This is a genomic window from Candidatus Ruminimicrobiellum ovillum, assembly GCF_002392975.1.
Lineage (GTDB): Bacteria > Elusimicrobiota > Endomicrobiia > Endomicrobiales > Endomicrobiaceae > Ruminimicrobiellum > Ruminimicrobiellum ovillum.
On the sequence record NZ_DGIC01000010.1, the window covers coordinates 187,619 to 207,903 of the forward strand.

Annotated in this window: 14 protein-coding genes and 4 tRNA genes; 5 read left to right on the plus strand and 13 right to left on the minus strand. The window is 33.0% G+C overall.

The genetic code is table 11. The features are described from left to right. Positions 1-75: 75 nt before the first annotated feature. The 4 genes from B2Y85_RS05435 to B2Y85_RS05450 form a co-directional block, all read right to left on the minus strand. Positions 76-969, minus strand: coding sequence for a hypothetical protein (locus B2Y85_RS05435; RefSeq protein ID WP_372519463.1), 894 nt, complete (start codon positions 967-969; stop codon positions 76-78). Between the two features lie 156 nt (positions 970-1,125). Continuing rightward, a complete protein-coding gene (gene typA, locus B2Y85_RS05440) occupies positions 1,126-2,976 on the minus strand; it encodes a translational GTPase TypA (RefSeq protein ID WP_372519464.1) in 1,851 nt (616 codons plus the stop codon). Positions 2,977-3,301: 325 nt separating this feature from the next. After that, the gene (locus tag B2Y85_RS05445; RefSeq protein ID WP_372519465.1) at positions 3,302-5,479 is read right to left on the minus strand and encodes an AMP-binding protein; all 2,178 of its coding nucleotides are present in this window, start codon (positions 5,477-5,479) and stop codon (positions 3,302-3,304) included. Beyond that, positions 5,476-8,889: an MFS transporter gene (locus B2Y85_RS05450; RefSeq protein WP_372519466.1), complete on the minus strand. Its 3,414-nt coding sequence runs from the start codon at positions 8,887-8,889 to the stop codon at positions 5,476-5,478. The genes B2Y85_RS05445 and B2Y85_RS05450 overlap by 4 nt, the downstream gene beginning before the upstream one ends. Before the next feature lie 129 nt (positions 8,890-9,018). Here B2Y85_RS05450 and B2Y85_RS05455 point away from each other — a divergent pair, with 129 nt between their 5' ends. From B2Y85_RS05455 to B2Y85_RS05465, 3 genes are read left to right on the plus strand one after another with little or no spacing between them, the layout of a single operon-like run. After that, positions 9,019-9,687, plus strand: a complete 669-nt coding sequence (locus B2Y85_RS05455) for an MtnX-like HAD-IB family phosphatase (RefSeq protein ID WP_372519467.1) — start codon at positions 9,019-9,021, stop codon at positions 9,685-9,687. Further along, on the plus strand, positions 9,677-10,732 hold the full coding sequence (locus B2Y85_RS05460; RefSeq protein ID WP_372519468.1) for an iron-containing alcohol dehydrogenase family protein: 1,056 nt from the start codon (positions 9,677-9,679) through the stop codon (positions 10,730-10,732). Before B2Y85_RS05455 ends, B2Y85_RS05460 begins: the two co-directional genes overlap by 11 nt. A 58-nt stretch (positions 10,733-10,790) precedes the next feature. Beyond that, complete coding sequence (locus B2Y85_RS05465; protein WP_372519469.1) at positions 10,791-11,474, plus strand: hypothetical protein; 684 nt, start codon at positions 10,791-10,793, stop codon at positions 11,472-11,474. A gap of 155 nt (positions 11,475-11,629) precedes the next feature. Here B2Y85_RS05465 and B2Y85_RS05470 read toward each other — a convergent pair whose 3' ends face one another. The 9 genes from B2Y85_RS05470 to B2Y85_RS05510 form a co-directional block, all read right to left on the minus strand. Next, positions 11,630-12,277, minus strand: coding sequence for an OmpA family protein (locus B2Y85_RS05470; protein ID WP_372519470.1), 648 nt, complete (start codon positions 12,275-12,277; stop codon positions 11,630-11,632). Between the two features lie 29 nt (positions 12,278-12,306). Continuing rightward, positions 12,307-14,580, minus strand: a complete 2,274-nt coding sequence (locus tag B2Y85_RS05475) for an autotransporter outer membrane beta-barrel domain-containing protein (protein ID WP_372519471.1) — start codon at positions 14,578-14,580, stop codon at positions 12,307-12,309. 69 nt (positions 14,581-14,649) lie between these two features. Continuing rightward, positions 14,650-14,736 (minus strand) — tRNA-Ser (locus B2Y85_RS05480). Between the two features lie 57 nt (positions 14,737-14,793). Beyond that, entirely contained in the window at positions 14,794-15,291 is a 498-nt protein-coding gene (locus B2Y85_RS05485; protein WP_372519472.1) for a YajQ family cyclic di-GMP-binding protein, read from the minus strand. Positions 15,292-15,347: 56 nt separating this feature from the next. Continuing rightward, a tRNA-Val gene (locus B2Y85_RS05490) sits at positions 15,348-15,421 on the minus strand. A 10-nt stretch (positions 15,422-15,431) separates the two neighbouring features. Further along, positions 15,432-15,505: transfer RNA gene (locus tag B2Y85_RS05495), tRNA-Cys, on the minus strand. A gap of 59 nt (positions 15,506-15,564) precedes the next feature. Beyond that, positions 15,565-16,206: an endonuclease III gene (nth, locus tag B2Y85_RS05500; protein ID WP_372519473.1), complete on the minus strand. Its 642-nt coding sequence runs from the start codon at positions 16,204-16,206 to the stop codon at positions 15,565-15,567. Next, positions 16,184-16,981: an inositol monophosphatase family protein gene (locus tag B2Y85_RS05505; protein ID WP_372519474.1), complete on the minus strand. Its 798-nt coding sequence runs from the start codon at positions 16,979-16,981 to the stop codon at positions 16,184-16,186. The genes nth and B2Y85_RS05505 overlap by 23 nt, the downstream gene beginning before the upstream one ends. A gap of 59 nt (positions 16,982-17,040) precedes the next feature. Then, positions 17,041-17,119 (minus strand) — tRNA-Asp (locus B2Y85_RS05510). A 111-nt stretch (positions 17,120-17,230) separates the two neighbouring features. On the opposite strand from B2Y85_RS05510, the gene B2Y85_RS05515 reads away from it, so the two are divergent. Then, on the plus strand, positions 17,231-19,237 hold the full coding sequence (locus B2Y85_RS05515; RefSeq protein ID WP_372519475.1) for a hypothetical protein: 2,007 nt from the start codon (positions 17,231-17,233) through the stop codon (positions 19,235-19,237). A 9-nt stretch (positions 19,238-19,246) separates the two neighbouring features. After that, positions 19,247-20,281: a response regulator gene (locus B2Y85_RS05520; protein WP_372519476.1), complete on the plus strand. Its 1,035-nt coding sequence runs from the start codon at positions 19,247-19,249 to the stop codon at positions 20,279-20,281. Positions 20,282-20,285 lie beyond the last annotated feature (4 nt).

The following is a 20,285-nucleotide window of genomic DNA, read 5'->3' on the forward strand; positions in this document are numbered from 1 at the left end:
TTACCATTTATTGACAAAAAAAATAAGCCCTATTTTAACAATAGAGCTTATTTTTATTATGTTAACTTAAAATTATTATATTTCGTTAGCTTTTTTAAAGAATGTGCTGTAAGAAATTTGTACACCTGTGTACCAGTTATCAGCTACACAATTAAAATGTTGTGCAGATGCGCAATAATAGTTAACAAAAGGTGCTACCGAAAGATTGTTCCACAATTTTACATCAAGTCTTAATTCTGCTTCTACTTCATAATCCAAATCGCTTATATAATCTTCTGATTGTGATAAATAATCTCTGTAATATGACCATGCTACAAATTTTACACCTTCTCTTATTTCCGCTTCAGCTTTGAAACCTGCTTCAAAAGCCGATCTGTTTGTTTCCGGTGTATTTGTAAAATCTCTTTCAAATACATAAGCCGAATAAAGTTCTTTCAAATATTTTCCTTCGAAAAGTTTAAAACCTGCTTTACCTCTTAAAATTTGTTTTCTGTTTCCTGTTACTTTTTCACCATCTATTTCTACTTCAGGAGCATCAAATTCAGTTTCGTAACCGATATTTGCAAAAGGACCCGCCTCAAAACCGCCTATAAAATCTTCTTCTACTGTCCATAATCTGTATGTTAAATCCGATGTTACGGTAATTTTATCTGCATTTTCGGTTGTAAGTTCTTCTTTGTCTACAGGTCTTACCGTTGTTTTACCATATTCCATGTAAAGATTATTTGTCCATAAGAATTTAGGTAAAAAATATCTTGCATCAAAATCCAATTTACCTTGAATTGCCGTTTGAGGATCAGCCGTTAATCTTGCCGTTGTAAATGCCGTCGAAGAATTGTGAACTTCGGTACTTGTGATACTAACCGACAACTGTTTCAATTCCAACTCCAAACCTTCTTTCGTTCCTGCAAATGCTACTGTTGAAAACAACATAAATACCGCTACTGCCAATAAAGATAATTTTTTCATACTTACTTGCTCCTATCTAAAATAATTTTTCTTATTATACCATTTTTAACGGCAATTTATAATTTACAATTTATAATTTATAATTTTCGGTGTCCTTCGGACAAGTTTTTAGTTTTTTAATTGTACATTATACATTATACATTGTACATTGTCGTTTTAGTCTTCCTGCTCGAGTTGAGCTTCTTCGTATCTTTCGTTTCTTGCAGTTCTTTTTCTGTCCAAAGCATTTAATATCTTTTTTCTTAATCTCAATGATGTAGGTGTAATTTCCACGAGTTCGTCGGGAGCAATGTATTCCACGGATTGTTCCAAACTCATAACTCTGTGCGGTGTTAATGTTAATGCTTCATCTGCCGCTTTACTTCTCATGTTGGTAAGTTTTTTAGGTTTGCACGGATTAACCACAAGATCTCTTTCTCTGGAATTTTGTCCGACTATCATACCTTCATAAACTTCTTCACCAGGACCTACAAACATCTCTCCGCCGTCTTCCAAATTATGTAAAGCATAAGCGGTGGTTTTTCCCGGAGCCATAGCAATAAATACTCCGTTACCTCTTAATGAGGAAATGTCCGCTTTCGGTAAATATCCGTAAAAACTGTGATGCATTATTCCGGTACCTTTTGTTGCGGTTAAAAATTCGTTTTTAAATCCTATCAATGCTCTTGACGGAATAATATATTCCAATCTTAAATGATCTTTACCTTCACTTACCATATTTTCAAGTTGTGCACTTCTTTTACCGATAAGTTCAAAAACTACTCCCTGAAAATCGGAATCTATATCAAGTATAAGATATTCCATAGGTTCGCACATTTTCCCGTCAACTTCTTTAAAAATAACTTCAGGGCTTGATACTGCAAGTTCAAAACCTTCTCTTCTCATATTTTCTATAAGAACGGTTAAATGGAGTTCTCCTCTGCCGGAAACCTTAAATCTTCCTTCACCTTCAAGTTCTTCAACTTTTAAACCGACATTGGTTTGAGCTTCTTTTTCGAGTCTTGCTTTTAAATGTCTTGATGTTAAAAATTTACCTTCTCTGCCTGCAAAAGGTGAATCGTTAACTAAAAAATCCATGGATATTGTGGGTTCGTCTATAGACAAAGGTTCAAGCGGTAACGGGTGTTCCAATTCGCAAATCGTGTCACCGACTTTTAAGCCTTCAAGACCGGATATGGAAACTATATCTCCCGCCCAGGCTTCTTCAACTTCAACTTTTGAAAGTCCCAAAAACTTTTCTATTTTCACCGCTTTTGCCTGAGTTGAACCGTCTTTATTTACGAGAAGAACCGTTTGTCCTTTTTTAATTGAACCGTTTAAAATTCTTCCTATACCTACTCTGCCTAAAAAGTTGTTATAATCTATCATTGTTATTTGCATTTGCAAATGTTTATCTTTATCTGCTTCAGGTGCCGGAACATATTTTATTATACCGTCAAGTAACGGAGAAACATCAGTTCCTTTGGCATCTATCTTAGTGCTTGCCCAACCTTCCCTGCCGGAAGCATAAAAGATAGGAAAATCAAGTTGTCTGTCTGTTGCGCCGAGTTTCATAAACAATTCAAATATATCATCTATCGCTTTACTGGCATTGGCTTGCGGTTTATCCATTTTGTTTATAACAACTATGGGATTTAATCCGAGTTCCAATGCTTTTCTTAAAACAAATCTTGTTTGCGGCATAGGACCTTCGGCCGCATCTACCATAAGAATTGCACTGTCCACCATTTTCAATACTCTTTCAACTTCGCTGCCGAAATCGGCATGTCCCGGAGTATCTACTATGTTTATGGTATGATCTTTATATTTTATTGAGGTACACTTTGCAAGTATTGTGATACCTCTTTCTCTTTCAATGGGATCGGAATCCAAAACGGTATCTTGAACTTCATCATCTTTAACCGTCCATTCACCGGCAACCTTCAACATTGAATCTACTATTGTTGTTTTACCATGGTCAACATGGGCTATTATTGCTACATTTCTTACATCTTCTCTTGTACTCATAATAAAACTTCCTTAATTTTTATGCATAATATATGTACATTATAAATCTTTTTGCATATTTTAAAAAACTTTAAGTTTTTTTGAGGTATGGATGTATGGAGGGAAGGATGTATGGACTAAAATTGCATCGCAATTTTGATGATCAGATGTATGGATGACCGGATGTATAGAAACTACAAAGAAACAATTTGTTTTTTCTGTTTGCAGTTAATTTCTATCTTTCCAGACCTCTATACCTCCATCCTTCAACTTTTTGCTTTGCAAAAAGTTTCTATACTTCTATACTTCCAAACTTCTATTCCTCAAATTTTCGCTTTGCGAAAATTTAGGCAAACAACTCAAGTGCTTTCTGACCAAGGGTAACATAATCAACTTTACCGTTACCCATAATAATCATTTCTTCCAGCACTTTTATCTTTTTAGGAACAAACAAATCGCTTGAACCCTGCGCTTTAAAAGCAGCACTTATTTCACTAAAAGTCGTGTTAGGTCTTGTTGTAAAAAGTATTAACTGTTCACCTTTTTTTTCATCCGGTATTGCAACAACCGCATGATTATAAGCAGGCCAAAGAGCCGTTATCATTTCTTCTACGGCAGTTAACGAAACCATTTCACCGGCAATTTTTGCAAATCTTTTTGCTCTGCCTTTTATAGTAATGAAATTATCTTTATCTACGGAAACGATATCACCTGTATCGTACCAACCGTCTTCCAAAGGTTGTATTACTCCCGGATTGTCGCTCTTTATATAGCCCAACATTACATTTCTGCCTTTAACTACCAACTTTTTACCGTCTTTTATTCCGGGAACTTCGTCCAATCTCATTTGTATACCGGGGAAAATTCTTCCTACGGAACCTTTTTTATGATACATAGGTGTATTTACCGAAAGAACAGGGGCTGTTTCCGTAGCACCGTAACCTTCCAAAAGGTTTATACCGAAATTCGTAAACAAACTTTTTGCAGTTTCCGCTTTTGCTCTTTCCGCGCCCACAACTGCAAGTCTTATAGAATAAAAATCGTAAGCATGTGCACTTTTACCGTACCCGCTAAAGAACGTAGGCGTGGTAAACGTAATTGTTGAATTTGTATCGTAAATAAGTTCCGGAATAATTTTATAATGTAACGGTGTAGGATAAAAGAAAACTTTTATGGCACTTGTTATAGGAAGAACCATTCCGCAAGTGAACCCGAAAGAATGGAATATCGGTAATGCCATAAAAAATCTGTCTTGAGTGTCAAAAAACAAAACAGCTCTTATTTGGTTTAAGTTTGCCTGTATATTTCTGTGACTTAAAGCAACACCTTTAGGAACACCTTCCGAACCGCTGGTAAAAAGAATCACGGCAGGATCTTTTTCTACAGACACATCACCTTTAATTTTGTTGTAATAATATTTGGGAAAGAATGAAGCAAATAAACCGGTAAGTTTTTCCTGTAAAGTTATTTCTTTTTTCAAATCTTCAAGATAAATTATTTGAAGACCTTCATCTTCCATTACTTTTATAAGGTCGGTAAAACCGCCTTTTATAACAAACTGTTTCGAAGTATATACCGTTTTAATTGCAGCGGTTTTACAACAGGAAATCATGTTTTTTGTTCCGGTGGAAAAGTTTAACATACACGGAACAATGTTATACGCCTGCATACCGAAAACAGCAACTACGGATGCTGCGGCATTCGGCATTAAAAAACCTACCTTTTCTTTTTGTTTACTGTGCTTTGTGAACTGTTTACCTAAAACAAATGCGGCAGTCAGAAGTTGGCCATAATTTATAGGTTTTCTTGCTATATCTTCTACAATCTTAAATCTTCTTCCCACAAAATTTTTTGCTTCGATTAAAGATTCAAACAAAGTTTTTTGATCGCTTGCGGAATAATATTTTGCATTCGTCATAATATCGAAAAGCTGTTTTGTAATTTCTTTTTTTCTTTCTTCGCCTTTCAACTCTTTATCTACATTTAATTTTGTAGGTTTAAAAATGTTTAATACAACTTTTGTTCTAGGTCTTATTTTAACTTTGTTTCTGTAATAAGAAAAAATTGTATATTGAGTACCGTCTATATATATGGGAACTATTTGAGCATCCGTTTTATCGGCAATCATTGCAGGACCGGGATAAATTTTCATCATGCTGCCGGTAGAGGTAACTCTTCCTTCCGGATAAATAACTATTTTGTGTCCGTTATTTACTTCTCTTATCATGGATTTTACAGCCATAGGGTTGTTAGGTTCTATTTTGAAAAATTTTGCAATATTCAATAACGGTTTTACATACCATTTTTTTGCAACTATAGGATTAATGGTAAAACATAATTCTTCCGGAATAAATGCCCACAACAAAAATGCATCTATAAAAGAATTATGATTTACAACAAACAAAGCCTTCCCCTGTAAATCTTTAATATTTTCCAACCCTTTTACTTGAACACCCAGGAAAAGCTTGGATAAAGCGATTACTAATTTTTTATTAATCAAAATTTTTGCCAATGTATTTATCATTTGTTAAGTTCCTTAAACATTTCGTGCAACTTCGTATAATCGGTAGCACCTGTTCCTATAATAGGAATTTTTTCTACAACAATTATTTTGTTCGGTAAAACGAAATTTTCAATTTTATGTTCATCTGCTTCTTTTTGTAATTGTTCCAATGTAGCGGATTGGTTCGTCGTGAACAATACTATTTCTTTTTTTCTGTTATTTTGAACCGTTAAAACCGCATTTTTAGATTCTTTCCAAATGTTGGATATATTAAATTCAAGTTCGGTTAACGATATACTTTCTCCGTCGACTTTCGTAAATCTTTTTGATTTACCTTTCATGAAAACAAACCCTTCTCTGTCCACTTCAACGATATCACCAGTATCAAACCATTCCCCTTCTGTTTTTTTGGAAACAAGTTGTTTGTTTTCTATATAACAATTTGCAACATTGGGACCTTTTACCAACAAATGACTTGAACCTACGAAAGCCGCGGTAGATTCCAATTTACATTCAACGGACGGTAAAAATCTTCCCACGCTGTACTCTTTAAAATACATAGGAGTATTTATTGAAATAGTTGAAGCCGTTTCAGTTGTTCCGTAAGCTTCAAAAATTCTTTTACCGAAATTTTCTTCCCAAATATGTATTGTTTCTTCTTTAAGTTTTTCTATTCCGGCTATAACATACCTTATTGCATAAAAATCGTAAGGGTGCGCATTTTGAGCATACCCGTTAAGAAAAGTGTCCGTTCCCAACAAAACGGTGGAATCCGTATCGTATACAAGTTCCGATACCATTTTATAATGTAACGGTGAATGATATTCAAAAACTTTTATGCCTCTAAGCAAAGGTAACAGTGTTCCCGCAACAAGTCCTAAAGAAGAAAATATCGGCATTGCATTAAAGAAACTGTCCATAATACCGAAATCCATAACACTTGAAAGTTGTGCTCTGGATGCCTGTATATTTTTGTGCGATAAAACCACCGCTTTACTTTTTCCTTTAAATGCCGATGTAAATAATACAACGGCCGGAGAAAACACATCGAAAGTAGAACAAATATTTTTATAGTATGTTCTCGGAAAATAAGATTTTATATATGCCGCTATCTTGTTAAACAATGTAAGACTGTCTTTAATATCTTCCGCAAAAAATACTTCTATCTTATTTTCTTTCAAAGCATTTATTAAATTACCTAAATTCGAAGCTTTTATGAACCTTTTTGAAGTATAAACTTTTGTTATACCGACATTTTTTAAGTTGTATAGAGTGTTTTCTATACTGTCGGTAAAATTTATCATTGCCGGAACTCTGTTCAGTGCCGACAAAGCAAAAAATATTTCTATCATTGTTTTTGTATTGGCCGCTATAATTCCGACATACTCTTTATTTTGTGTTTGTTTAACTATTTTATGTGCGAAAGCAAATATCGCACCTAAAAATCTTCCAAGTCTTATGGGTTGTCTGTTAATATCATCCAATATTTCTTTTCTTCTTCCGACCAAAGATAAACTGTCTATTAAAGATTCAACAAGAGTCTTATCGGAAAAATTGCTTGCAAACTTCATTTCGCACATAATATCGTAAAGTTTTGTCATGGCAATGTTTCTTCTTCTTGCATCGGACAATGATTGGTTTACATCAAGTTTTCTCGGAGGCAAAATTGTAAGTTTAATTTTTCTTTGTCTTTTACTTTTTGTTCTTGCTCCGAAATATGAAAAGTCGGAATACTGAATTCCTTCTATACATATAGGTAAAATGTCTGCATCACTTTTGTCGGCAATAACGGCGGGACCGGGATAAACTTTCATAAGTCCGCCGGTAGTTGTAATTCTTCCTTCCGGAAATATAACAACTATTCCGCCTTGCTTTATTTCATCAATTATGGATTTAACAACCATCACATTCGTATTATCTACGGGGAAATATTTTATTATTTTTAAGAAAGGTTTTAACCAAAATTTGTTTACAACATCGCTGTTAATGGCAAACGAAAGTTTTTCTCCGAAAGTTACCGAAAGAATAAGACCGTCTATTAAAGAAGTGTGGTTTGCAATAATTAAAGTTCCGCCTTTACATTTTTCAAAATTTTCCATACCTACAACTTCTATTTTATACAAGATATCTATAAATCGTTTAGCTATTATTCTTAAAAGATGTGCGGGTAAGAGAGTACATATGTATATTGCTGCAAGCACATTAAATAAAGCTATTATTGTCAAAACCACAGGGAAAGCAAGCCCCATTTTTATAAACAAGAAACAAACGGAAGAGCCTGCTATCATAAACAGTACATTAACAATATCGTTTATGGCAAAAACTCTTGCTCTGATTTTCCTTTTTGCCAAAACCTGCAACATTGTTATCAAAGGAACAATGTAAAGGCCAGCAAAAAGAGAATATGCAAAAACATCTATTATTATCCTAATACCGGAAAAAGTTGAAAGGAAACCGCTTAATGCAATGTTTGTAGTTAATGCAAGATGCACATATTTCGCACTAAACGACAAATCCACAATAAAAAATGTCATTAAAACTACGGATATCGGAACATACTTTACGGATATTTCTTTCTTTAATAAAAAATATGAAAGTAATGCTCCTACAAAAACTCCCGATGTAAGAAGCAATGCCAAAAATGTATATAAATCTTTTTGACCTTTCAAAACGATTTCCGCAAAGTTCGGAATTTGGTACACCAAAACAACACCTATAAACCAAAACCAGGATATGCCCAAAATACACATATAAATATCTTTTGTATATTTTAAATAGTGCATATTTTTTATTGTTGTCTTAATGAAATTTTTTGAAATTTTAAATTTTTGTATGCTTGTTTTCAGTTCCGGAATGTAAAGAGAAGAAATAAATCCTGCTACCGCTACCGCTAAATATATAAGAAAAAGCCAACTTCTGTCTATCGAGTACACCAATATACCGCAAACAATCCCCAACAACATTGAAATATAATTTCCGACTTGAATTATTGTGTTTCCGGCAACGAGATCTTCCTGTTTCAAAAATTCGGGAATTGCACTGTATTTCGTCGGAGAAAATAAAGTTGAAATGGTGCCTGCCAAAAATAATACTATCAACAAAATTGTAACACTGTGCAACAAGAAACCGGCTATTCCTATAAAAGCCAATAAAAGTTGAGCGATTTTTACAATTCTTATAATAATATCTTTTCTGTATTTATCGGCAATTTCGCCGGCTGTTGCCGAAAACAGTAACGACGGCAACATAAATATCGCTATCAAAAACGAGGCAAAGAAATACCTTGCACCCTGCGACAGGGAATTTGCTCCCATCATTATATATATAGCTAATGCTACTCTAAAGAACTGGTCATTGAAAATGCCCAAAAATTGAGACACGCAAAAAGGAAAATATCCTTTATTCAAAAATATTTTCATTAAATTTTTCATATATTTTTTAACCCGGTTTTTTAAATTATAACAACCATATAATTTTATAAAAATACTGCAAGGTAAATCAAGAAAAAACAGGTTGTTTTTTAATTAAATTTTACTCCAAATTTTATATAATAAATTGTTATGAAAACAAAAATTGTTTTAATAAGTGATTTTGACGGAACCATATCAAAAAAAGATTTCTTTTATATGGTAATAGATACCCTTTTAAAAGATAAAAAAGATGCTCTTGCACCATGGAACGATTATCTTAACGGTAAAATAAAACACATTGATGCACTTACCGGAATATTTTCTCAAATACATTTAACTCAACAAGAACTTGACGAATTTATTTCCACAATAGAAGTTGATCCTTTCTTTTATGATACGGCAAAATATTGTATGGAGAAAAAAATTCCTTTTTATATTTGCAGTGCGGGAACAAACTATTACATAAAAAAAAGAATTGTCGACACTTTATCGAAATATAATATTATCTTGATTTCAAACGATGCAACATATTCTCAACAAGACGGAATGAAACTTGTTGCACCGGAAGAAACTTCACCTTACTATAATTCAAATACGGGAATATCCAAAGAAAAAATAGTTCAAAAATTAAAAGATGACGGTTTTTTTACCATATATGCCGGTGACGGGAAACCGGACTTTAAATCGGCACAAATCGCAGATGTTGTTTTTGCAAAAGATATGCTTTTGGAATTATGTAAAGAGAAAAATATAAAAACAAAACCTTTTAACGATTTTAAAGATATACTAAATTATATCCGGAGCATATATGAACAATAAGGAAATAAACATCCCTTCTTTACTTAAAATAGGTAACGGAAAAATTGCAAAAATAGGCAAATATCTCGTTGACAGAAATTTTACCGATATTGCTCTTTTTTTCAGTGACGGTATAGAAAACATTGTTGCGGACAAACTTTATTCGGGACTTGAAAAATATAATATAAAAATTGTTCATAAAGATACCATTTCGGATATTAACATAGAAAATGCGATACATACCGCATTTAAAATTCCCTCCACTACCAAAGTGTTATTGGGTATAGGCGGCGGTAAAGCGCTCGATTACGGGAAATATTGTGCACATATACTAAAACTGCCTTACATAACCGTTCCGACATCGGTATCAAACGACGGATTTTGCAGTCCGAACACATCGTTGCTTGTTGCAGGTAAACGAAAAAGCATAAAATCCACAATACCTTACGGAGTAGTTGCCGATATTGATGTAATATCAAACGCCCCGATATCTTCACTTTATTCAGGTATCGGTGACACAATTTCAAAAATTACGGCACTTTACGATTGGAAACAATCTTTTTTAAAAGGTTACGAATATTTTAACGATTTTGCAGGTCTTATGGCTCACAATTCGTTGGATATAGTATATTTATGCAACACCTTAAAACCCGAAGACAACGAATTCAAATACAGAATGGTAAACTCACTTGTGTTAAGCGGTATAGCGATGGAAATTGCCGGATCTTCGAGACCTGCAAGCGGAAGCGAACATTTGATATCGCACGCTCTTGATGCGGTTTCTGCCAATCCAAAAATGCACGGTTTGCAAGTAGGAACAGCAACTTACTTATGTTCATTATTACAAAACAATCAACAAGACAAAGTAAAAAATTTTTTACTAAAAACGGGATTTTTTAGTTTTGCAGCTAAAGATCCGATAAACAAAGATGATTTTATAAAAGCATTAAAACTTGCACCTGCAATAAAACAAAATTATTATACGGTTTTATCGGAACAAGATTCTTTCGATAAAGCAATAAATTTTATTGAAACCGACGATATATTAAAACAGGTAATAAAATAACATGAAAAAAATTTTTATTTTTTTATCTTTTATCTTTTTTTTATGTTCCTGTTCTACAATGCAAACAAAGCCTCCGGAAGATTTTATATATAGAGAAATAACTACGGATGACTATGTTTTGGCAAGTTGGCAAAAAACAGAAGATGAAAGTTTGCCGATAAGAATTTATGTAGAAGGTGACGGTCATGCTTATACTCCTAACGGTTATCCGACAACAGACCCTACACCTAAAAGTTATTTCTTAAGAAATATTGCTTTTAACGATACCAACGCCAATGTTGTTTATTTGGCAAGACCGTGCCAATACATTAAAAACACTAATTATAACAGCATCGACTGGACAACAGGCAGATTTTCACAAAAAATAGTCGATAATATGGCTCAGGCAATAAAACAAATTGCAGGTGATAAAAAAGTTGTTTTAATAGGTTATTCCGGCGGCGGTTTACTTTGCGGACTTATAATAAACCAATATCAAAAAGAAATAAATATTGTTAAATGGATAACGGTTGCCGGACTTTTAAACCATACGAGATGGACAACATATTTTAATTATGTTCCGTTAAAAGATTCTTTGGATTTGGATACTGTACCAGATATAGAACAAACGCACTATATCGGTAAAAAAGATAAAATCATTCCATACAAACTTACATTGGAACTTGTTGATAAATCAAATTGTGTAATTATTGAAGATGCCACACACAACAGCGGATTTGAAAATTTGCAAAGCAAATTTTGAGGGATAGAGGGATGGATGTATAGATGTATGGAAGCAACAACGACGGAAGATTAGAAGATTGGATGATTGGAAACAGCAATTGAAAATATAGTTTAAACCAATAAAAAAGGAAGGGGGTTTATTCCCTTCCTTTTCTATTTTTTACAACTTTTAAACTATTTTGTTTTACCAAACTCTTCTTGTTGAACTACAGGTTCCTGTTCTTCTCCGTTAATTGTGAACTTCATTTCTGTTCTTCTGTTCTTTGCTCTTCCTTCTGCAGTCTTGTTGCTTGCTATCGGTTTAGAGAATCCGAAACCTTCCGTTGCTACTCTGTCTTCTTCCACACCCTTATCAACTAAGTATTTAGCTACGGATTTTGCTCTTCTTTCAGATAAGTTTTGATTATATTCCTGTGATCCGATATTATCCGTATGTCCTTCTATTTTTACTGTTACATTAGGTGTTTCTTTTAAGAACTTTGCTACTACATCCAACCCTGCATGATTATCTTCCGATATTTTATCGGAGTTAAATTCAAACAAGCTTTGGTTTGCTATCTTTTCAAAATCTATTGTAAATTCTTTCTTTTCTTCTTTTACTGCTTCTTGTATAACTTCTTTTATTGCTTGTACCGGTTCCGGTTCGGGTTCGGGTTCGGGTTCCGGCTCAGGTTCCGGTTCGGGTTCCGGTGCCGGTGCTGCTACAGGTACAGGGTCCGTTAAGTCACATACACATCTGTCCGGCCTTGCATATCTTGATCCGCAACTTGTTACACATACTGCCAACAACAACATCATTACTAAACTTAATATATTCTTCATTCTATTTTATCTCCTTTTTTACCGGTTACTTAAAATTTAAATTCTATTCCTGCATTTATTATGAATCCGTCTCTTCCGCCGAATGTCTTATTTGCTTTCAATTGCAATACAGTATATCCCCATATCTTTTCAATTCCTAATCCTACATTTGCAAAATTGTCATAGCTTGTATCCGGTAATACTATATCGTCTGCCGTTACATCTCCGCTAACATTTTCTATTACATATTTTCCTTCACCGGTCAATATCCAACATTTTCCTAAATTCTTTACTAATTTTAAGCCCGGTTCAATTGTAATATTTGTTATATCATCGATAGATAATTTTCTCTTATCTCCGTCTATTGTTGTATCGTAATCGTCCGTTATTATATATTTGCCGGTTACACCTAAATTAGGTTGTATTGTGAAACTTCTTCTTGCTACTTCAAAGTTGTAACCTAATCTTGCAGCAAGACCTGCAACTTGTGAATTGAAATCGTTGGAATCTTCTGTTGTATCTGCGGAATTTTGTATTAATGCATAATCTATTATACCGTTAACAAAAAGTTTTCCGAAATACCAGTTTCCTCTTACACCGACATATCCGCCGTTTTGTTTTACTTTGTTATCCCAATCATCATCTTTCAATTCGCCGCCGACATAACTTGCAAATATTCCGTATGTTGCATCAAAGTTGTCGGTATATTGTCTGTCCCAATCCAATCCTACAACCGCACCGTAATATGTTGTTTCTACCTTTGTATATTCTTCCAAATCTACATCTTCTTTACTTCCGAATGCTTTTACCCATAATGTAGGAGCGTCTCTGTCTTCTACATCTCCGGCATTCGAACCTTGTTTCTGGAAGAATGTATAGTTTCCTGCATTGTTAAATACCGTTGTAAATATTTCGTCTTGAGATATATTTGATCCCGCTATTGCTACTTTAGATTGTAACAATTTTGGATTTCTTGCTTTATCATCTATTCTTGAGAATATTAATTTGTTTCCGTAATCTACATTCGAAGAGTCGGAATTATCGGAAGCTTTAACTATGTTTATCTCTCCCGGAGTACTTCCGGAAGAAGAAATTTTTACATTATATCCGTAATATGTACTATATGCTCTGTTTCTTGCTAAATGTATATATTCTTGATAGTCAGAATTTGCTATTTCTACGCTTACTTCTTCTTCATCGGGACTATCTGCCAAAACATTTATTTTATCTATCAAGATTTTGGATATCGGGGTAAAATCATCGTTTGGAAGCTGAGCGGCTCTTGCTACAACTCTTTCCTTAGGATAATCATTGTTATATACGTATCCTATGTCCAAATAATCACCTGCACTCTTTTGTCCTGCGCTCAAATCCACATCAATATTCACTTTCATGGTGGTTCTGCTCAATTCCAAATTTTGCATAACTATATTATCTATAGTTTCATTTATTAAATTAAGTGTAGTATTTCCTGCATAAGTATGCCAGTAGGCACCATTGAAATATGTACCACCTTTCAATAAGTTTATAGTTCCGTTATCTACATAAATATCACCAGTAAAACCGGAAGCATCCCCGCCTATATTCATTGTTCCAAAATTACGTACATAACCATATCCGCCAACTGCACCATTTAAATTTGCTGTTTTTCTATTTTCAAATGAACCCATTTCACCAATTGTTAAGTCGCTATCTATAGTTAAATTACTATCATTATACATTTCACTATTGTTTTCTACTGAAGTATTTGCTATATATACATCGTTACCTTTAAAATTTATAGTACCACCTTCTTCATTAACTATACCACCGGTATTACTTGAAATATTTACCGTTCCATTAGAAACAATGTTAAGTGTAGATGCCCAACCAACATTAATAGAAGCATCATTATCTATTATATTTACATCTTTCAATGTCAGTTCAACACCCGGCCAATCACTAGCAGAAACACCAACTAAATAGTTACCGCTATAATTAGTTAATGTTGCATTGTTGATTGTTGATGATTGAAATTCTCCTGAATTATAGTCCGACATATGAAATCCATCATATCCGTTACCATCAAATGTATGTCCGTTACCATTTATTGTTATTCCATAAGATAAAATCAAATTTGGTTCAATATAACCGGTTTCATCCGCCTCTTGAGTAATATCATTTTTAACATTTAAAACGTCTCCGACTCGAACCGGATCATTACCTCTGTTTATTAATCCGTTTTCACCGCAATATTCGGTGATTTCCAACGTTCTTGCAAATGCGCTTGTGCTTAACACTAATGCAAACACAAATGCCAAACTTCCTGCTACTAACTTTTTCATACTTTTTCTCCTTAATCCTGTTCTTGATCCATTTATAATTCTTTGTGCTTTTTTACAAAAAAACACCTACGGAGAGAAAGGGATTCGAACCCTTGTTACCGTCACCGATAAACAGTCTTTCCAGGACTGCGCCTTCAACCACTCGGCCATCTCTCCAAAATGATATTGCACTATTATATAAAAGTTTTTTTTAAATATCTACAATCTACGGAATTATCTGTAATTTGTAAACTGTAACGGCAATGAAAACTTTGCATTTTTCAAAAATGCTATTACCGCTTGAAGCTCATCTTTTTTAGGTGAAGTTACCTTTATTTTAGAACCTTCGATTTGTGTATTAACTTTGAACTTTTCGTTTTTTATCATTTTTGTTAATTCTTTTGCTTTGTCGCTCGGTAAACCGCTGATAAGTTCTATAACTTGCCTTATTGTTCCTTCAAAAGCTTGTTCTTTAGCTTTAAATTCCATAGATTTTAAAGGAACACCTCTTTTTGCAAACTTTCCTTCAACTATATCTATTAATGCTTTAAGTTTAAATTCGTCATCACCGATTAAAGTGATTTTTTTATCGGCTTTATTATAATCTATGGAAGATTTTGAACCTTTAAAATCGTATCTTTGCGAAAGTTCTTTTTGTGCCTGAGTTATGGCATTATCAACTTCCATAAAATTTACTTCGGATACAATATCAAACGAAAAATTACTTGCCATGATACCCCCATACATATCAATTGCTAATTACTAATTGATAATTGCCGTTCCTAAAATGCTCGGTGTAGGAGTCAAACCTACGACCTCTTCCACGTCAAGGAAGCACTCTAATCAACTGAGCTAACCGAGCAAAACAAAAAAGGTGCGAATCGGATTCGAACCGATGCAAGGCGGTTTTGCAGACCGTCCCCTTAACCAACTCGGGCATCGCACCATTTTTACCATTCATAACAAAATAAAGCTTGTAAAGTATATAAAAATATTAAAAAACAGTCAATTTTTAACTTTCTTATTATAATAATTGCACAACTTATTTACAGGGCAAATATCACATTTCGGCCTTCTTGCTATACATACTCTTCTGCCCAATGTTTGTATCATAAAAGAAATATTTTTCCAATGTTTTTTCGGAATGATTTTCATTAAATCTTTTTCTATTTTTTTAGGATCGGAATTTTTTGATAATCCTATTAAATTAGTTAATCTGATAACATGTGTATCAACCGCTATACCGACATTTATTCCGTAACCGCTGCCCAAAACTATGTTTGCTGTTTTTCTTGCCACACCTTTAAGTGTTGTAAGTTCTTCCATCGTTTTAGGAACAACACCGTTAAACTTATTTAATACTACGTTCGCCGTTTCTATAATATTTTTTGCTTTATTTCTGTAAAAGCCCGTAGATTTTATATCATTTTCAAATTCTTTCAAATCCGCATTAGCATAATCTTTTATGGTTTTATACTTTTTAAATAATGTAGAGGTTACAATGTTTACTCTTTTATCGGTACATTGTGCCGAAAGGATTGTTGCCACCATAAGTTCAAATACATTTGAAAAGTTCAGTGCAATATCAACATCACCGTACTCTTTATCAAGTATTTTTATTATCTTATTTACTTTTTCCTGTTTCATTTAAAACCTTTAATATATCTTTATGTAATATTTTGTTTGAAGCAACGATTGTTTTACCAAATATAAAATCTTTACCGCCGGAAAAATCGGTTATTTTTCCGCCCGCTTCTTTCAATATAACAATTCCGGCAGCCACATCCCAAGGTTTTAATCCTTCTTCCCAAAAGAAATCAAATCTTCCGCAGGCAACATAAGCCAAATCTATTGCTGCCGCACCGAACCTTCTTAAACCTTGTGTTTCAAGCATTATATTTTTAAAATTTTTTATTACTCTTGTAGGCTTTTCTTTTACATAGTAAGGAAAACCGGTTACCGGTAAAGCTCTTACCATATCTTTTATTTTAGAAACGGAAATTTTTTTATTGTTTAAATATGCACCTTTACCTTTTTGAGCAACAAACATTTCTTTTAAAGCGGGAGCATATATTACTCCCGATATTATTTCATTTTTATATTTTAATCCTATGGATATTGCAAAAGTGGGAACACCGTGAACATAGTTTACGGTTCCGTCCAACGGATCTATAATCCAACAATAGTCGTTACTGTTTTGTGCTAAAGTTGAATCTTGTTCCTCAGCAATAATATTATGTAAAGGGAAATATTGTTTTATATTATCGACTATTGCTTTTTGCGAAGTTTTGTCAGCTATTGTTACGGGATCTATTCTGCCTTTATATTCGATTTTTTTAATATTATTAAAATATTTTAATAATACTTCTGCACCTTTATGAGCACTTTCAACTGCTACATCGGTAAATTTACCAAATTTCATATTATTATCCAAAAAAAATAAGCCCTTTCCGAATAAGGAAGGACTTTTATTTTAGTTCTTGGCGGGAACGACGGGATTTGAACCCGCGGTCTCTGCCTTGACAGGGCAGTGTGTTAAACCAGGCTACACCACATTCCCAAAGCCAAAAACTTGTCTTGGTATTATACAACAATCTTAAGAAGTTTGTCAAATTTTTATATATTATAAAAATATCTTGCAAAAATTTCATTTTATTCCTATTATATTAATATGAGCATTAAAAATGCATTTTCCGATATATATGATTCTTTTTACAGAAAAAGGTTTCATATTCTTATAACATGTTTTGCCGTGTTGTTAAATTGGGCAGGACATAGTTTCGTTTATGAAAACAGTTACAGATTTTTGACTTTCGATATGGTAGGAACTTTTGTGATTGCAATGACACTGGGAACTGTTTGGGCGTTAATTGCCGCAATTGCAACACCTATTGTTTTGGCAAACATTACCTCGCCGCATTTTATTTATTTGGCAGTAATCAATATGACAGGAGCCATTGTTTGGGGTTGGCTTGCCGAAACCGGAAATTTAACTATTTTTAACACTAAAAGCAAAAACAAAAACAGTTTTAAACAGACTTTTTTTATAGTTATTAAATTTGTGTTATTTGCGGCAATAGCGGCAGGACTTATAATAGCAATACCGTCATCAATAATAAAAAATGTAATTTTTCACGATGCGATATTTAAACAACCTTATTCAATTTATTTTACCGAACTTTTCAGAAATATTTTTCTTATAGATAATTCCGGACTGTTGGCAATAGCGGCAAATTATATTGCCGAAACTTTTATAGAAATTCCAAACATTATAGTTACGGTATTTATAGGATCTGTCATTTCAATGACAATTTTAAAATATAACACAACAATGTTTACTCAACATTATCAACAAAAAATTAAAAAAAATAATATTCCTTGGTTTAAAATTTGCATGGCAAACATTTCCGTTGTGGAATTTATAATATTTGTTATTACAGGCTACATTTATATTACCACGGTAAAAACCGTTTCAACCACAATATTAACAACAATTATGACAGACATTTCAATTAATTCCACTCAAGATTTTATTTTTTTGGAAATGATTTCTTTCCCGCTTATCATAATAATTCTTTTATTGTTTTTAAGAACAATAATTCCCATAAAGAAAAACTCTTTTGATTTCAGTTATTTGCAAAGAAACATTTTAAATAAAAAAGAGTTTGATTCGGATATTGTTAATTTTATATTAACATTATTTTTGATATCGTCAATTGTAGTTCTTATATATATATCCATTATTATAAATCTGACGGGAATAACACCGATAAGATACTATCAAACAAATTCGGTTGCACCGGCAAATGTAAGCAACTTTTTATGGCTCATTATCTTGATTGTAACTTTTATTCTTATAGACAAGCATAATAATAATATGACAAGAGACATAACTCTTGAAAACGAGCTCATAAAAAAACAAACCATAACTGAAATTTCTGATTCTTTCGACACACAAAGACAAAAACTTCAAGCCTTGGAACTTAATTGGTCGCAGGATACCGTTGAATTGTTAAGAAGCAGCAGACACGATTTGATAAACGAGTTGGAAAAAACTAAAACGGGATTTAACGATTTATTATCGGAAGTTTACGAAAAGATAGTAAAACCTTATAAAGATGCTATCTTGGAAAACCAAAAAAATACAAGAGAACACATTGAAGAGTTGGGTACGGGAAGACTGTCCAAAAACAGAGTTTCTTATATTCAAGAACAAATAGAAAATCAAATAGAATTTTATAATTTAAAATTGGCACCTTATATAAAAATCAGTTTCGACAAGTTCAATAATGATACGGATGCTTTTTACTGTTATACAAACAGATTAATTTTTATTGCGATAAACAATGTTTTAGATAACTCTATATTTGCTTTGCAAAAATTGTTGCTTGACGATAAGTTTGTTGCCAAATTAAATGTCTCATTAAAGTTGTCACAAGATTCAAAAAATTTGATAATATCGATTACGGATAATGCCGGCGGAGTAGATGAACTGAAATTGCAAAAACTTTATAAAGAACAAGTTGAAAGTTCAAAAGGTAAAAGACTCGGCGAAGGAACTATTCATACCGCTTATTTCGTTTCCGTGTTAAACGGAAAAATAACAGCAGCAAATGTTACAAATAACGACGAAAAAGGATTAAAAACAAATATTTCGATACCTGTATATAAAATTTAAGGAGAACAAATGGAGAAAAAAATTATAGCTTTAACCGATGACGATTCCAATATAAGAAACGCTCTTGAAAGAACCATACTTAAACATTTCGATAATGTGGAAGTAAAACAATTTTCTTCGACACTTGAAATTAAAAAGTTTTTGCTTAACAATCCTAATGCCATAAATTTGTTAATTTTGGATATTCATTTCGGGGTAGGTGAAACGGGAATAGATATTTTGCCTTTTATAAAACAAACCGCACCGTCAGTACAAGTTATTTTGTTATCGGCAATGGAAAAAACTTACGGAGAATCCGTAACGGAAGTTGCCGGTGATATGATTTTTGATTTTATGTCCAAACCGGTTACGGAAACCGAGTTAATAGTGAAAGTAAGAAAAGCTCTCAGAACTCAAGAAAGTTCTTTAAACAAAACCGTTCAGGATTTACAATCGCAAAACACTCTTTTATCTTCTATGTTAGATAACAAACAACAATCTCAAACCGGTGCGGGAAGAATGTTTGAAGAAGAAATTTTTAATAAAATATCACAATTTAATAAAGTTGTTTTGTCTCCAAAAAAAAACGCCGTTGTGTTAGGTCAGGAAATAGATGTTATAGCTTTTACAAAACCGCCTTTACCGTTTACAGTTTTAATTTTTGAAACAAAATATTTTCCTAATGCCAAACTTATAGGAAGTGCAAACGAAGATACAAAAATTATTATTGACGGAAAAGAAATATTGTCGGAAAAAAGAAGAAATCTTTTTGAACAAACAGATAATCAGTTTAAACAGGTAAGCAAAAAAATAGAAAAAATATTGAAAGAAAACAATTTTAATATTCGTGACGAATTTTACAGACCTTTTATACAAACATTTGCCGTATTTACGGATTCTACGGATATAAGCGGACTTGATTTAAAAAACGGTAACAGATACACAAAATTTTTGAAAGCTAAAGAATTGACCGCTGATTTAATAATAAAAACGGTTTTTGCTTCACCGAAACGAAACGTTACCGAACAAGTAAAAAATTTAATTCTCGAAAACTTAACGAAATAGTATA